This is a genomic window from Mesorhizobium sp. ES1-1, assembly GCF_020164785.1.
In the GTDB taxonomy this organism is placed as follows: Bacteria; Pseudomonadota; Alphaproteobacteria; order Rhizobiales; family Rhizobiaceae; genus Mesorhizobium.
In genome coordinates this window covers 593,545-607,764 of record NZ_JAIUGX010000001.1, presented here as the reverse complement: position 1 = coordinate 607,764, position 14,220 = coordinate 593,545, and the positions used below count along the sequence as shown (strand labels likewise).

The following is a 14,220-nucleotide window of genomic DNA, read 5'->3' as shown; positions in this document are numbered from 1 at the left end:
ACGGCGGGGACCCCGCCATGAGGGCCGCGGGGGCCTTGCCCGCGCGGCGCGAAAAGCGTCAATCCTGTTTGCTAAGGAATGACGGGCCTTCGCCGATGATCTTTTTGTCTTCCTTGCCGATCACGTCGAGATCGCGTCCGTCATAGGGCAGGGAGAGCAGGATGCGGCGCATCACTGACAGCCGGGCGCGCCGTTTGTCATTGGCCCGCACGATGATCCAGGGCGCGAATTTCTTGTGGGTGCGCTCGAACATCAGGTCGCGCGCCTTCGTGTAGTCTTCCCATTTGGTGAGGCCGGCGATGTCGATCGGCGAAAACTTCCAGTTCTTCAGCGGGCTGAAGCGGCGATCGTGAAACCGTTCGAGTTGCGTCTCCTGGCCGATATTCAGCCAGAACTTGAAAAAATGAATGCCGTCATTGCAGATCATCCGTTCAAAATGCGGCGTCTCCTCGAGGAACTGCTCGTGCTGTTCCGGCGTGCAGAAGCCCATCACCGGCTCGACCCCAGCGCGGTTGTACCAGGAGCGGTCGAAGGTGACGAATTCGCCCGCCGTGGGGAAGTGTTTCACATAGCGTTGGAAATACCACTGTCCGTGCTCCGCCTCGGTTGGCTTCGTCAGCGCAACGTTGCGGGCCGTTCGGGGGTTCATGTACTGGTGGAGTGCGAAGATGGTACCGCCCTTTCCAGCAGCGTCACGCCCCTCGAACAGCGCCATGACACGCTTGCCTGTCGCCTGCAACCAGGCCTGAGCCTTGACCAGCTCGATCTGCAATAGCTCGAGCGTCTTGTCGTACTCGTCGCCTTTCATCTTCTCGTCGTAGGGGTAGCCGCCCGCGGTAAGCTTGTGGTCCTCGATCCAGTCGGGCAGCGTCGGATTGTCGATGTCGAATTCCCGCTCCTTGCCGTCGACCGTGATCTTGACTGGCGTCGACGTCGCCACTGCAGGAGTTTCCTTGGATTTTTTCATCGAGACGGACCCTTTCCAGTCTGTGGACTCATGCTATTGGGGCCACTAACCCTGTGGCACTTTCGATTTGCGCATGATCCTTTCTGAAAATCGATTGCAATTTTCAGGACCAAGCGCTGGGACCGGCCCTGCGGAGGGTTCTTAAACTGGCCGAAAGGATGGAGGGCGCGCACGCGCGAGCGAATGACTGACCTCGAGTCGGGGCGCAATACCAGGGCACGGATCCTCGCGGCCAGGCTGTTCAGCAGCCGTTGGCTTCTTGCCGCGGGGGTCGTCTCCGTTTTTATCGCCTATGCCTTTGGCGATATCTCCGCCTATGTGTTGGTGCCGGCGCTTCTCCTGCTGGTAGCGGCGGCCATGTTGCCGGCCGCCGTCCCCAGCGAGACCCCGCAACGCGCTCTGGCGATCGAGGCCATTGGCCTGCAACGGCTCTCCGGCGAATATCTTGCCGCCGCCGTTGCCGATCCGCTGATCATCTTCGACAGGGCCGGTACCATCGTCCACGCCAATGCCGCCGCCTTCGCGGCTTTCGGCGGGATCGCGCCCGGCATGTCGCTGTCGTTGAAATTCCGCGCGCCGGAGATGCAGGCCCTGCTGGACGGCATCCTTTCGGGCGACGTCGCTTCGGACGCCGTCGACTATTTGGAGAAACTTCCGGTCGAACGCGCCTACCGGGTAAGCGCGTCTTCGGTCGGCCATGGCACCGATCTCTATGTGCTGGTGTTCAAGGACCAGAGTGAAGCACGCAGGATCGACCGCATGCGTGCAGACTTCATCGCCAATGCCAGCCATGAATTGCGCACGCCACTCGCCTCGATCGCCGGCTTCATCGAAACGCTGCGTGGCCCGGCCCGCAATGATCCGGCGGCGCGCGAACAGTTTCTGCAGATCATGCACAGCCAGACCAGCCGCATGGCCCGCCTCATCGACGATCTTCTGTCGCTGTCGAGGCTGGAGATGAAGCCATATCTGAAGCCCGGAACCACAGTCGATCTGCGCCGGATCCTGGAAAGCGTCATCGATTCGCTTGGGCCTCTTGCCAGGGACACCAACGTTGTCATCGACCGGGACTTCGCCGACGGACCGCTCGAGGTTCCCGGCGACGGCGACGAGCTTTTTCAGGTTTTCGAGAACCTTCTGGAAAACGCCTGCAAATACGGTCAGTCGGGAGGGCGGGTCGTGGTGTCGATCAAGCAAAGCGATGCCGGCGCCGAACCGGGCATCGATGTGATCATCAGGGATTTTGGCCCAGGCATCCCCGAGGAGCATATTCCGCGCATCACCGAGCGCTTCTACCGCATCGATGTCGAGACCAGCCGGACGCAGAAGGGTACCGGTCTTGGCCTCTCCATCGTCAAGCATATCCTGACGCGCCATAACGCCCGGCTTTCAATAAAATCGGAGGTCGGCAACGGCGCGGCGTTCTCGGTTCATTTGCCGACGCACGGTTAGTACCCTAACTTCCCAGGCAACCGTTTCTTTTTTCTGTCATCGCGCTAGCGTATCAGCGGGATTCGAGGAAACGACTTAAAATCAAGACACTCCCGTGGGAAGGCATTTCGTCCATGCAGTCCGTGCACATCGTCAGCGCCTATGATGAGGAACTGAAATACCTGTCCAAGCGCATCGCCGCCATGGGCGGCCATGCCGAACGCATGGTCGAACAGGCAGTCGCTGCGCTGGTCAATGCCGATCCGGGCCTAGCCCAGAAGGTCATACGCGACGATGCGGTGCTGGATGAAGGGCAGCGTGAAATCGACGACAAGGCGATCATCATCATCGCTAGGCGTCAGCCGATGGCGACCGATTTGCGCGAGATCGTCGGCGCAATCCGCATTTCTGCCGACCTCGAACGGGTCGGAGATCTCGGCAAGAACGTTGCCAAGCGCGTTGCCGCCGTCACCGACGGGCGCCAGCCGACCAGCCTTTTCCGCGGCCTCGAGGCCCTCGCGAATTTGGCGCTGACCCAACTCAAGGAAGTTCTCGACGTCTACGCGTCGCGCACTGTGGACAAGATTGGCTTCGTGCGCGATCGCGACGACCAGATCGACGCCATGTATACGTCGCTGTTCCGCGAGCTGCTGACCTACATGATGGAAGATCCGCGCAACATCACCCCCTGCACGCATCTGCTGTTCTGCGCCAAGAACATAGAGCGTATCGGTGATCACGCCACCAACATTGCCGAGACCATTTATTATATCGTCACGGGCGAGCAGATGCCGGCGGAACGCCCGAAGGGTGACAACACCGACAGGATCAGTATATCGGCAACGCTGCCGGTGTCCTGATTGGGAGACCTCTCCTGAAGCCGTCCAAGAGTGAGCCTGCCTGTTTGATCGCCGCTACGCTGATGTGCGTAGCCTGCGCCGGTTCGCACCGCGATCACCCGGATCTCTACGCGGCGCCGCACGAATGCTGGCTGCACCCGATAGCGAATAGCTGATCGGCATCTAGAACGGCTTTGAGCCCGGTCGTGCTATTCGCTAATCTTGTTCAGCGGCTGCGCCGCCGCTCCGAGGCAGGCTGGAACGCCAGGCGGGCGTGGTACTTGCAATAGGGGCCGGTTTCGGCGGCCTCGTTGCCGCAGAAATTGAAGTCTTCGGAAAGCGGATCGCCGTTCGGCCATTTGCAGGTGCGTTCAGTCAGTTCGACGAGCTGCAGATGCCGCGAGATCGGAACGACGACATTCTCGACCGGCCTGACATAGTTGCGTGCCACCGGCTCGGCGTCGAACTGGGTCTGCAGGGCCGTCGCACCGATTGATGTCGTGACGTGGCGCACTGCCGTGGCGGCACGTGCCACCGACTTCTGCACGGTAGATCCCTGTGCCGCCTTCTTCTGTCGTGCCGGCGTCGCTGTCGCACGCCCGCGGCCCGAGAGTTTCAGCCGGTGCACCTTCCCGATGACCGCGTTGCGGCTGACCCCACCGAGCTGGGCGGCAATCTGGCTTGCGCTCAGACCTTCCGACCACAGTTTTCTGAGAAGTTCTACCCGCTCGTCAGTCCAATTCATGAGACCGCGCTCCTGCTAAGCGTGGGCCGAATCCATTCCCGACCCGGCACCATTTGCCGGGGCAGACACCACATATATCTGGTGATTAGGTCCGCCGCACGAAATCTAGTTATTTCTCGACTACAACTACCCCATGCGCTGACTCGGTGACAAGAGTCCCAAGTGCAACACGAATCGCTTTTTTCGGTTTTCCCCAACTTCACCGGTCGCTTATGAGCCGGCGCCTCGTCAGGGGCTTTGCGCGCGCTTCCATGCGACGTCTTCATTGACTTCACGGCCGAAAAACACGATAAGCCGCACAGGCCGCCGCTTTGGCGGCTTTTTTGATTTTCCGGTACCGGAGACGCATGTAATGAGCGGTTCGGCGCTTTACGAGACCTTTACGCGCGCACCCCTGGCCTTCGACCATGGGGAAGGCACCTGGCTAGTTACGGACAAGGGCGAGCGATATCTCGACTTCGCCGGCGGCATTGCTGTCAATTCCCTGGGACACGGCCATCCGCACCTAGTCGCCGCGCTGAGCGAGCAGGCAACCAAGCTCTGGCATGTGTCCAACCTCTACGAGATTCCCGGGCAGAGCCGGTTGGGCGAACGCCTGGTCGACGCCACCTTTGCAGACAAGGTGTTCTTTACGAACTCCGGCGCAGAGGCGCTTGAATGTGCGATCAAGACCGCGCGGCGCTATCATTTCGCCAAGGGCCATCCGGAGCGCTTCCGCATCATCACCTTCGAGGGTGCCTTCCATGGCCGCACCCTGGCGACCATCGCGGCGGGCGGCCAGTACAAATATCTGGAAGGCTTCGGGCCAAAGGTCGAGGGGTTCGATCAGGTCGGCTTCGACGACATCGACGCTGCCGAGAAGGCGATCACGCCCGAAACCGCGGCGATCCTGATCGAACCGGTCCAGGGCGAGGGCGGCATCCGCCCGGTGTCGGCGCAGTCGCTGAAGCGGCTTCGGCAGCTCTGCGAACAGCACGGCCTGCTGCTGATCTACGATGAGGTCCAGTGCGGCATCGGCCGGACCGGCAAACTGTTCGCGCATGAATGGTCCGGGGTTACGCCCGACATCATGGCGATCGCCAAGGGCATTGGCGGCGGCTTCCCGATGGGCGCCTGCCTGGCCACGGATGAAGCGGCCATCGGCATGACCGCGGGCGTGCACGGAACCACGTTCGGCGGCAATCCCTTGGCCATGGCCGTCGGCAACGCCGTGCTCGACGTGGTGTTGGAAGACGGCTTCCTGGAAGATGTCCAGCGCAAGGCGTTGCTCATCAAGCAGGGACTAGCCTCGGTTGCCGACGAGTTTCCCGAGGTGATCGAGGAGATCAGGGGCACCGGCCTCATGCTCGGCCTTAAATGCGCGATGCCCAACACCAAGGTGAACCTGGCGTTGCGCGACCATCACCTGCTGGCGGTTCCGGCCGGCGACAATGTCATCCGCCTGCTGCCGCCGCTTACGGTCACCGATGCCGAAATTCATGACGCGCTCGACCGCATCCGAGCCGGTGCCAAGGGCCTTGTGGAGGCGATCGCTTCCGCCGCCGCGAAGTAATCCGGAAACATTCCTGATGTCAGTTCGCCATTTTACAGATCTTTCCGCCGTGTCCGAGGGCGACCTGCGCTCCATGCTTGACGACGCGGTGGTGCGGAAAGCCCGCCTCAAGGCCGGCGAGCGGACGCGGCCGCTCGAAGGCAAGGTGCTGGCCATGATCTTCGATAAGCCGTCGACGCGCACGCGCGTGTCCTTCGATGTCGGCATGCGCCAGCTCGGCGGCGAGACCATCATGTTGACGGGCACCGAAATGCAGCTTGGCCGCTCCGAGACTATCGCCGACACCGCCAAGGTTCTGTCGCGCTATGTCGATGCGATCATGATCCGCACCACCTCGCATGAGCGGCTGGTGGAGTTGACCGAGAACGCGACCGTTCCCGTCATCAACGGGCTAACCGACGACACCCATCCCTGCCAGCTGATGGCCGACATCATGACCTTCGAGGAGCATCGCGGTCCGGTCGCCGGCAAGACCATTGCCTGGACCGGCGACGGCAACAACGTGCTGCATTCGCTGCTCGAGGCCTCGGCGCGCTTCCGCTTCAATCTCAATGTCGCCGTCCCCGAGGGCAGCGAGCCGGGGCGCAAGCATGTCGACTGGTCGCTGGCGCATGGTGGCAAGCTGCACTTCACCCGCTCGCCGGAGGAGGCCGTCGACCAGGCGGATTGCGTCGTCACCGATTGCTGGGTGTCGATGGGCCAGGAGCATCGGGCCCGTGGGCACAATGTCTTCTCGCCTTACCAGGTCAACGCCAAGCTGATGGCCCGGGCAAAGCCCGACGCCCTGTTCATGCATTGCCTGCCGGCGCATCGCGGCGAGGAGGTGACAGACGAGGTCATCGACGGGCCGAACTCGGTCGTCTTCGATGAGGCCGAGAACCGGCTCCACGCCCAGAAGGCCGTGCTCGCCTGGTGCCTCGGGGCGTGAAGCGCCTTGGCGCTTGAAGCGGCTGGCAGCTTGATCTGCGGTGATGCGATGCCTATCTGCGCCGCATCACGCAAATCAAGCGCGTTTCGACGCATGCGCCCCGGAGGGCGGCATGGCCGCGCCCTGGAGCTTTGTCATGTTGGAAACACATCAATTGGCTGAACATCACCGCAAACTGGGCGAATTCGGCTATGCCGGCGACGACCACGTCGTTCCCTTCGAGGTCGGCCCGCTCGACGTGCGCGGCCGCACGGTCCAGCTCGGGCCGATGCTCGACGCCATCCTAACCCGTCACGACTATCCGGAGCCGGTCGCTCGCCTCCTGGCGGAAGCCTGCGTGCTCACGGTGCTGCTTGGCACCTCGCTGAAGTTCGAAGGCAAGTTCATCCTGCAGACCCGCACCGACGGGCCCGTCGACATGCTGGTGGCGGATTTCACGACGCCTTCGGCATTGCGCGCCTATGCGCGCTTCGACGCGGCCAGGCTCGAGGGCCTGGTGGCGGCGGGCGACACGTCTCAGCAGACTCTGCTCGGCAGCGGCGTGCTGGCGCTGACAATCGACCAGGGCGCCCACACGCAGCGCTATCAGGGCATCGTCCAGCTCGATGGCGAAACGCTGGAAGACGCCGCGCGGACCTATTTCCGCCAGTCGGAACAGATCCCGACCGATATCAGGCTTTCGGTCGCCAAGCTGCTGACGCCGGGGGTCGGCGGTGCGCGCGAACAGTGGCGCGCCGGAGGCATCCTGGCGCAGTTCCTGCCGCAATCGCCCGAACGCATGCGCGTGCCGGACCTGCCGGGCGGCGATGGCGATCCCCGCGCGGAGATCCACGATCCCGCTGACAATTCCTGGCGCGAACTGCTGGCGCTGCTTGGCACGGTCGAGCCGACCGAGCTGATCGATCCGACAATCGGCGCCGAGCGGCTGCTGTACAGGCTGTTCCACGAGCATGGCGTGCGCGTGTTCGGCGGCGTTCCGGTCGCCGACCAGTGCTCATGCTCGCGAGACAAGATCCGCGGCATCCTCGAGGGGTTCTCCGCGCAGGAGATCGCGGACAGCACCGAGGACGGCGGCATCCACGTCGCGTGCGAGTTCTGCTCGACGCAATATGACTTCGACCCGGCGGAATTCGCGCCTCAGTAGGAAAGCTCCGGTTCCTCGCCCCGCTTTGCAGGGCGAGGAACCGGATCCTCTAATTCATCGTGCGTCTCGTCCCAGGCAGGTCTAGCGAGAAGGCGGGGATGGCGATGTCGAACGTCTCGCCACGCCTGTTGCGCATCGTGTAGTGCCCGACCATGATCCCTGATGGCGTCGAGAGCGGGCAGCCGGATGTGTATTGATAGCTATCGCCGGGATTGAGCTCGGGCTGGTCGCCAACGACGCCCGGCCCGCGTACTTCCTCTACCCGGCCGGCGCCGTCGGTGATGTGCCAGTAGCGCGACATCAACTGCACGAATTCGTCCGATTGGTTGTCGATCGTTATCTGGTAGCCCCAGACATAGCGGTTCTCTGCGGGGTCCGAGCGATCCTCCATATAGAATGGCCTGACCTGCACTTCGATATTGTGCGTGACGGCGCTGTACATGGGCTGCTCCAACGATACGGGTAAGTTTCGGCGCACAGCGCCGGCAGGTCAACAGACGCGTTGTGTCGCGCCCGGCCGGAAAGGCAGGTGTCGGCAAAGAATGTCATTTCAGTGACACATGACAATGATCGGGTGCGCGAACCGGGCGACTCGGCGCTCTGTCGAACTGTCGAAAACGGTCATCAAGCGAACCGACTTTTCTGGAGTGACCGGATCTCGATGGACCTTACCTTCATAGCCGCCACGCTTTCCCTCGCTCTTATTGTTTCAAACGCCGCCAGCATCCTGCTCGCCGCTTCACGTCTGAGGCGGCGAACCGACATCGCGCCTCCGGCCGAAGCGCGGCCGGTGTCGATCGTGGTGCCCTCGCGTGGCGTCGAGCCGTTTACGCAAGAAACGCTGGAACGGGCCTTTTCCCTCGACTGGCCGCGCTATGAATTGATCTTCTGCGTCGCCCAGGCCGACGACCCGGTGGTGAGATCGATCCGCGCCGCCATTGTCCGCTTTCCAGAGGTGCGGGCGCGCCTGCTGATCGGCGACGACAGTGTCAGCGCCAATCCCAAACTCAACAATTGCGTCAAGGGCTGGGATGCGGCGCGCCATGACTGGGTCATCCTTGCGGACTCCAACGTGCTGATGCCGCGCGATTACGTTCAGCACATGGTGGCGGCTTGGCGGGCGGACACCGGCCTGGTCTGTTCGACGCCGATCGGCTCGCGGCCGACCGGCTTTTGGGCCGAAGTCGAATGCGCCTTTCTCAACACACTGCAGGCGCGCTGGCAATATGCGGGCGAGGCGCTGGGGCTAGGCTTCGCGCAGGGAAAGAGCATGCTGTGGAACAAGGCGATGCTCGATGCCAGCGGTGGCATCCGGGCGTTGGCGGCGGAGATCGCCGAGGATGCGGCGGCAACCAAGCTGGTCAACGGCCTCGGCCTGCGCGTCCATCTTGTTGCAGCGCCTTTCGAGCAGCCGCTCGGCCCGCGCACACTGGGCGAAATCTGGTCGCGCCAAGCCCGATGGGCGCGCCTGCGCCGCGTCACCTTCCCGCTCTTCTTCGCGCCCGAAATCCTGACCGGCGCTGTAGTGCCGCTGGCCTTGGCGCTGGTTGCGGCCGCGAGCGGCAGTTTCAGCCTCCCGCTGGCCGCCGGGGCCTTACTGGGCGCCTTCTACCTTCCGGAATGGGCCCTGGCCTTGGCCAAGGGCTGGTATCTGTCGCCGCGCATGCTCGCGGCAATGATGGCGCGCGACATGATCCTGCCGGCCATGTGGATTCGCGGCTGGCTCGGCGGCGCCGTCGACTGGCGTGGCAATGCGATGACCATCGGCACCAAGGCGGCCGAGCTTGAAGAGGCTTCGTCCAGCGCCTGAGGTTGCCCGCAACTTTCCTACTTTGCGGCTTTTAGCGCCTGCGCGACGTCTTCCAGCAAATCATCGGTATCTTCCAGGCCGACCGACAGCCTGAGTGTGCCGGGCCCGATGCCGAGTTCGGCGCGAGCCTCGTCGCTCAAATTCTTGTGCGTCGTCGTCGCCGGGTGGGTGATCAGGCTCTTCGCATCGCCGAGGTTGTTTGAGATCAGCACGATGTCGAGCGCGTTCTGCAGGGCGAAGGCCGCCTGTTTGCCGCCCTTGACGTCCACGCAGATCAGCGTCGAGCCGCCCGACATCTGCTTCTTGACGATATCGGCCTGTGGATGGTCGGCGCGGCCAGGATAGATGACACGGTCGATCTGCGGCTGTCCGGCGAGGAAGTCGGCGATCCTACCGGCGCTTTCCGTCTGCTGGCGCACGCGAAGCGGCAGCGTCTCCAGCCCCTTCAGCAGCGTCCAGGCATTGAAAGGCGAGAGGCTCGGGCCGGTGTGGCGGAAATAGTCATGCAGGTTCTCGTCGATCCACTTCTTGTCGGACAGGACGACGCCGCCAAGGCAGCGCCCTTGGCCATCGATGTGCTTGGTCGCCGAATAGACCACGATGTGGGCGCCGAGCTGCAAAGGCTTCTGCTGCAGCGGCGTGGCGAAGACGTTGTCGACTACAAGCCGTGCGCCGATCGAGTTGGCAAGGGCCGCGACCGCGGCGATGTCGACCACTTCCAGCGTCGGGTTGGTCGGGCTCTCCAGGAAGAACAGCTTGGTGTTCGGCCTGACCGCCTTTTCCCAGTTGGCGATGTCGGTGCCGTCGACCAGCGTTGCCTCGATGCCGTAGCGCGGCGCCAGCGTCTCGACCACCCAGCGGCAGGAGCCGAACAGAGCCCGTGCCGCGACGATATGGTCGCCGGCCTTGACGCTGCACAGCAGCGCCGCCGTTACCGCCGCCATGCCCGACGCCGTGGCGCGCGCATCCTCCGCGCCTTCCAGCGCGCACATGCGCTTTTCGAACATGTCGACGGTCGGGTTGGCGTAGCGCGAATAGATGAAACCCGGTTCCTCGCCCTTGAAGCGGGCCTCGGCCGCCTGCGCCGTCTCATAGACATAGCCCTGCGTCAGGTACATCGCTTCCGATGTCTCGCCGAATTGGGACCGCAGGGTTCCTCCATGCACGAGGGCTGTTTGAGGCTTCCAGTTGCGCTTGTTGCTGCTCATCGCTTTGTTCCAGACACAAAAAAACCGGCGGCGAAAGTCGCAACCGGTCCATACGGCCTTGCGGCCCGACGGTCCTTTAGCGACTTGTTTAACGTGGCTGCAAGCCGACCGGCCAAATCACCACGGGATAACGACCCTTTAGACCTGCGGCACGCTTGCGTCAATTGCCGGCTTGATTAAGAGGTTTGTACCAAGCAGGTGCAGCAAGATTGTTCCCCGGTTTGCGGCAAGAACCTGCGGCATGAAAACGTCTGGCCTAGGAGCGAAGCCTTTGCGGCAGACAGGCATTCTTCCCGATCAGGACATTTCGGCGCTGTTCCAGGGCGGTGCGCTGAAGTCGCCCCGTGCGCTCGATGCCGACCAGATCCAGCCGGCGAGCCTGGATCTCAGGCTCGGCGACAAGGCCTGGCGGGTGCGCGCCTCCTTCCTGCCGGGTCCCAACCACAAGGTTTCGGAAAAGCTCGACCGGCTGAAGCTGCATGAGATCAATCTGGTCGAGGGCGCGGTGCTGGAAACGGGCTGCGTCTACATCGTGCCCCTCTTGGAAAGCTTGGCATTGCCAGCCGAGATCTCGGCTTCCGCGAATCCCAAGAGCTCGACCGGACGGCTCGACATCTTCACCCGGGTGATGACCGACCGAGGCCATGAGTTCGACAAGATCGCGGCCGGGTATAACGGTCCGCTCTATCTTGAGGTCAGCCCGCGCACATTCCCGATCGTCGTGCGCACCGGCTCGCGCCTGTCTCAGATCCGCTTCCGCACCGGCAATGCGCTGCTGTCGGAAACCGAACTGCATGAACTGCATGGCGCCGAAATGCTGGTCGCCACCGAGCCGCCGAATATTTCGGGCGGCGGCATCGCGCTGTCGATCGATCTCAACGGGGACAGCGACGGGCTGGTTGGCTATCGCGGCAAGCACCACACCGGCCTCGTCGATGTCGACAAGCGTGCCGCGCAGGATGTGGTCGATTTCTGGGAGCCGCTCCATAAGAGCGGCGCCGGTGAGCTGGTGCTCGACCCCGACGAATTCTACATCTTGGTCAGCCAGGAAGCCGTGCACGTGCCGCCGCTCTACGCCGCCGAGATGACGCCGTTCGATCCGCTGGTCGGCGAATTCCGCGTCCACTATGCGGGCTTCTTCGATCCTGGCTTCGGCCATTCGGCCTCGGGCGGCACCGGCAGCCGGGCGGTGCTTGAAGTGCGCAGCCACGAAGTGCCGTTCATCCTCGACCATGGCCAGATCGTCGGACGGCTGGTCTACGAGCATATGCTGAGGCGGCCTCAAGCGCTCTACGGCACCGATCTCGGCTCAAACTACCAGGCGCAGGGCCTGAAGCTTTCCAAGCATTTTCGAGCCGCGCGCTGAGTTCCGCGACCATCCGGCAACGGACTTGTGCGCGCGGGGCCGTCGTGCTTGGCTGACCTGACGATTTTCAGCGTCGTGCTTTCAAGGAGAACAACAAAATGCAGATTTCCAAATGGATCGTTTCGGCAGCGGGTGCCGCAATTTTCATGGTGGCGGCCAGCTCACTGTCCCAGGCGGCGGAGAAGCTGAAGATCGGCACCGAGGGCGCCTATCCGCCCTTCAACACCATCACCTCGGACGGCAAGATTGTCGGCTTCGACATCGACATCGCCAACGCCTTGTGTGCGCAGATGAAGGTCGAGTGCGAGATCGTCACGCAAGATTGGGACGGCATCATTCCCGCCCTGCAGGCCAAGAAGTTCGATGCCATCATCGCATCGATGAGCATCACCGAGGAGCGCAAGAAGCAGGTCGCCTTCACCAACAAATACTACACCACCCCTCTCGCCCTGGTGGCGCCGAAGGACAGTGACATCACCTCCACCGAGCCTGCCGCCCTTGCCGGCAAGACCGTCGGCGCCCAGGCGTCGACCACCCAAGCGGACTATGCCCAGAATTCCTACGGCAAGGCGGGTGCCGAAGCCAAGCTGTATCCGACCCAGGAAGAGGCGATCACAGACCTGCAGAACGGCCGTCTCGACGCGGTCATCTCCGACAAGTTCGTGCTGGTGGATTGGCTGAAGAAGGCGAGCGAAGATTGCTGCAAGCTGGTCGGCGACGTCAAGGGCACCGAGACGCAGGCCGGCATCGCCGTTCGCCTGGAGGACACCGCACTTCGCGACAAGCTCAATGCGGCGATCGATGCAATCGTTGCCGACGGCACCTATAAGAAGATCCAGGCGAAGTATTTCGATTTCGATATTTATTGAGGTTGAAGCTGCCGATCGCGTTTGTCCTTCTCCCCTTGTGGGAGAAGGTGGCCTCGCGAAGCGAGGGCGGATGAGGGGTGTTCCAGGGAACACAAACGCCTCACTGCGCTGGAACAACCCTCAACCGTTTCGGCGCTGCTCGCCCATCCACCTTCTCCCACAAGGGGAGAAGGAAAGGTGCGCTATTTCACAGCGCCTTGACGGCCACGTTCACCGGCTGCTCGATTTCGAGCGGGTTGCGCAGCGGCAGTCCGAAATCCCCGGCTTCGATCTCGAACATGTCGCCGGCCTCGGCCTTGATGCCATCTGCGAAAGAGAGGGTGGCCGTGCCGAACATATGCACATGCACGTCGCCCGGCTGGCGGAAGGCCGTATACTTGAAGTGATGATGCTCGAGATTGGCGATGGTGTGAGACATGTTGGCTTCGCCCGAGAGGAAGGGCTTTTCCCACAGCAGCTGGTTGTCCCGCCAGATGCGTGATCTGCCTCTTATATCGGCCGGCAGCTCACCGATAAGGATCTCCGGTCCGAAAGAGGCGTTGCGCAGCTTGGAATGCGCCAGGAACAGATAGTTGACGCGCTCGGTCACATGATCGGAAAACTCGTTCGACAGCGTGAAGCCGACGCGGAACGGGGCACCGTCATCGCCGATCACATAGATGCCGGCCACCTCGGGCTCTTCGCCGGCGTCCTTGGCAAAGGCCGGCGACAGGAGTGGGGCGCCCGGCGCCACGGCCATGGTGCCATTGCCCTTGTAGAACCATTCCGGCTGAACGCCGATCTCGCCTTTCGCGGGCTTGCCGCCCTCCAGTCCCATGCGGAACATCTTCATGGAATCGGTCAGCTGTTCCTCGCCACTTTCGCCGAGCTTCTTGTGCATGGAATCGCGCGTCGCGGCTGAACCCAGATGCGTCAGACCCGTGCCGGTGAGATGCAGATGGGCCGGATCGGGATGATTGATCGGCGACAACAGCCGTCCCTTCTTATAGGCGGCATCGAGGTCGATGGTCTCGGCAAGTCCCTTGCGCTCGATCAGGGCGACGAGGCCGACACCGGTACGGGCAGCTTCCATCGCGAGCGAGTAGACGCTGCGCGCCCCATTGATGACCCTTGTCTTGCCGCCATTGCGGGCAACGACACGGATGGTCTCGGCGTCGTCGAGAATTTGCGAGATCAGCATGATCAGTCCTCTCTCATGTGCCTTGGCCTGGCTGCCTCCTGGCAAACCCCGGCCTGCGCGGCTCGGACGTTGCCTTGCCACGGGTGAAGAATCGTCGTCCGGATAGCGCTGCTACGCTGGCCCCGGAGGGGCTTTCATGCCGGTAATCTTACCGTCAGCGCAGCGACCGCATGCCTCCTGC

At 62.7% G+C, this 14,220-nt stretch carries 13 protein-coding genes and 1 riboswitch; of the genes, 8 read left to right on the top strand and 5 right to left on the bottom strand.

What is annotated here, in order from left to right:
- Positions 1-58: 58 nt before the first annotated feature.
- Positions 59-967 carry a polyphosphate kinase 2 gene (gene ppk2, locus LB513_RS02795; protein WP_224661909.1) on the bottom strand — a complete coding sequence of 303 codons (909 nt, stop codon included), beginning with the start codon at positions 965-967 and terminating at the stop codon, positions 59-61.
- 183 nt (positions 968-1,150) lie between these two features.
- On the opposite strand from ppk2, the gene LB513_RS02790 reads away from it, so the two are divergent.
- Both LB513_RS02790 and phoU read left to right on the top strand, forming a co-directional pair.
- Positions 1,151-2,419 carry an ATP-binding protein gene (locus tag LB513_RS02790; protein ID WP_224661908.1) on the top strand — a complete coding sequence of 423 codons (1,269 nt, stop codon included), beginning with the start codon at positions 1,151-1,153 and terminating at the stop codon, positions 2,417-2,419.
- 113 nt (positions 2,420-2,532) lie between these two features.
- Complete coding sequence (gene phoU, locus LB513_RS02785) at positions 2,533-3,258, top strand: phosphate signaling complex protein PhoU (RefSeq protein ID WP_224661907.1); 726 nt, start codon at positions 2,533-2,535, stop codon at positions 3,256-3,258.
- 205 nt (positions 3,259-3,463) lie between these two features.
- On the opposite strand, the gene LB513_RS02780 is transcribed toward phoU, so the two are convergent.
- A complete protein-coding gene (locus tag LB513_RS02780; RefSeq protein ID WP_224661906.1) occupies positions 3,464-3,982 on the bottom strand; it encodes a GcrA family cell cycle regulator in 519 nt (172 codons plus the stop codon).
- A gap of 352 nt (positions 3,983-4,334) precedes the next feature.
- On the opposite strand from LB513_RS02780, the gene LB513_RS02775 reads away from it, so the two are divergent.
- The 3 genes from LB513_RS02775 to LB513_RS02765 all read left to right on the top strand — a co-directional run bounded on the left by LB513_RS02775 (position 4,335) and on the right by LB513_RS02765 (position 7,606).
- Positions 4,335-5,534, top strand: a complete 1,200-nt coding sequence (locus LB513_RS02775) for an aspartate aminotransferase family protein (protein ID WP_224661905.1) — start codon at positions 4,335-4,337, stop codon at positions 5,532-5,534.
- A 16-nt stretch (positions 5,535-5,550) separates the two neighbouring features.
- A complete protein-coding gene (gene argF, locus LB513_RS02770; RefSeq protein ID WP_224661904.1) occupies positions 5,551-6,462 on the top strand; it encodes an ornithine carbamoyltransferase in 912 nt (303 codons plus the stop codon).
- Between the two features lie 112 nt (positions 6,463-6,574).
- Positions 6,575-7,606, top strand: a complete 1,032-nt coding sequence (locus tag LB513_RS02765; RefSeq protein ID WP_224661903.1) for an Hsp33 family molecular chaperone — start codon at positions 6,575-6,577, stop codon at positions 7,604-7,606.
- 49 nt (positions 7,607-7,655) lie between these two features.
- Here the strand turns inward: LB513_RS02765 and apaG are convergent, their stop codons facing one another.
- Positions 7,656-8,048 (bottom strand): Co2+/Mg2+ efflux protein ApaG, encoded by a 393-nt coding sequence (apaG, locus tag LB513_RS02760; RefSeq protein ID WP_224661902.1) that lies wholly within the window; start codon positions 8,046-8,048, stop codon positions 7,656-7,658.
- A gap of 219 nt (positions 8,049-8,267) precedes the next feature.
- Between apaG and LB513_RS02755 the strand changes: the two genes are divergently transcribed.
- Positions 8,268-9,416: a ceramide glucosyltransferase gene (locus LB513_RS02755; protein WP_224661901.1), complete on the top strand. Its 1,149-nt coding sequence runs from the start codon at positions 8,268-8,270 to the stop codon at positions 9,414-9,416.
- Positions 9,417-9,433: 17 nt separating this feature from the next.
- Here LB513_RS02755 and LB513_RS02750 read toward each other — a convergent pair whose 3' ends face one another.
- Complete coding sequence (locus LB513_RS02750) at positions 9,434-10,624, bottom strand: O-succinylhomoserine sulfhydrylase (protein ID WP_224661900.1); 1,191 nt, start codon at positions 10,622-10,624, stop codon at positions 9,434-9,436.
- 56 nt (positions 10,625-10,680) lie between these two features.
- A riboswitch (SAM riboswitch) is annotated at positions 10,681-10,758 on the bottom strand.
- A gap of 107 nt (positions 10,759-10,865) precedes the next feature.
- On the opposite strand from LB513_RS02750, the gene LB513_RS02745 reads away from it, so the two are divergent.
- Both LB513_RS02745 and LB513_RS02740 read left to right on the top strand, forming a co-directional pair.
- Positions 10,866-11,990, top strand: coding sequence for a 2'-deoxycytidine 5'-triphosphate deaminase (locus LB513_RS02745; protein WP_411962674.1), 1,125 nt, complete (start codon positions 10,866-10,868; stop codon positions 11,988-11,990).
- A 98-nt stretch (positions 11,991-12,088) separates the two neighbouring features.
- Positions 12,089-12,859 (top strand): ABC transporter substrate-binding protein, encoded by a 771-nt coding sequence (locus tag LB513_RS02740; RefSeq protein WP_224661898.1) that lies wholly within the window; start codon positions 12,089-12,091, stop codon positions 12,857-12,859.
- 187 nt (positions 12,860-13,046) lie between these two features.
- Here the strand turns inward: LB513_RS02740 and araD1 are convergent, their stop codons facing one another.
- On the bottom strand, positions 13,047-14,039 hold the full coding sequence (araD1, locus tag LB513_RS02735; RefSeq protein ID WP_224661897.1) for an AraD1 family protein: 993 nt from the start codon (positions 14,037-14,039) through the stop codon (positions 13,047-13,049).
- Positions 14,040-14,220: the final 181 nt, after the last annotated feature.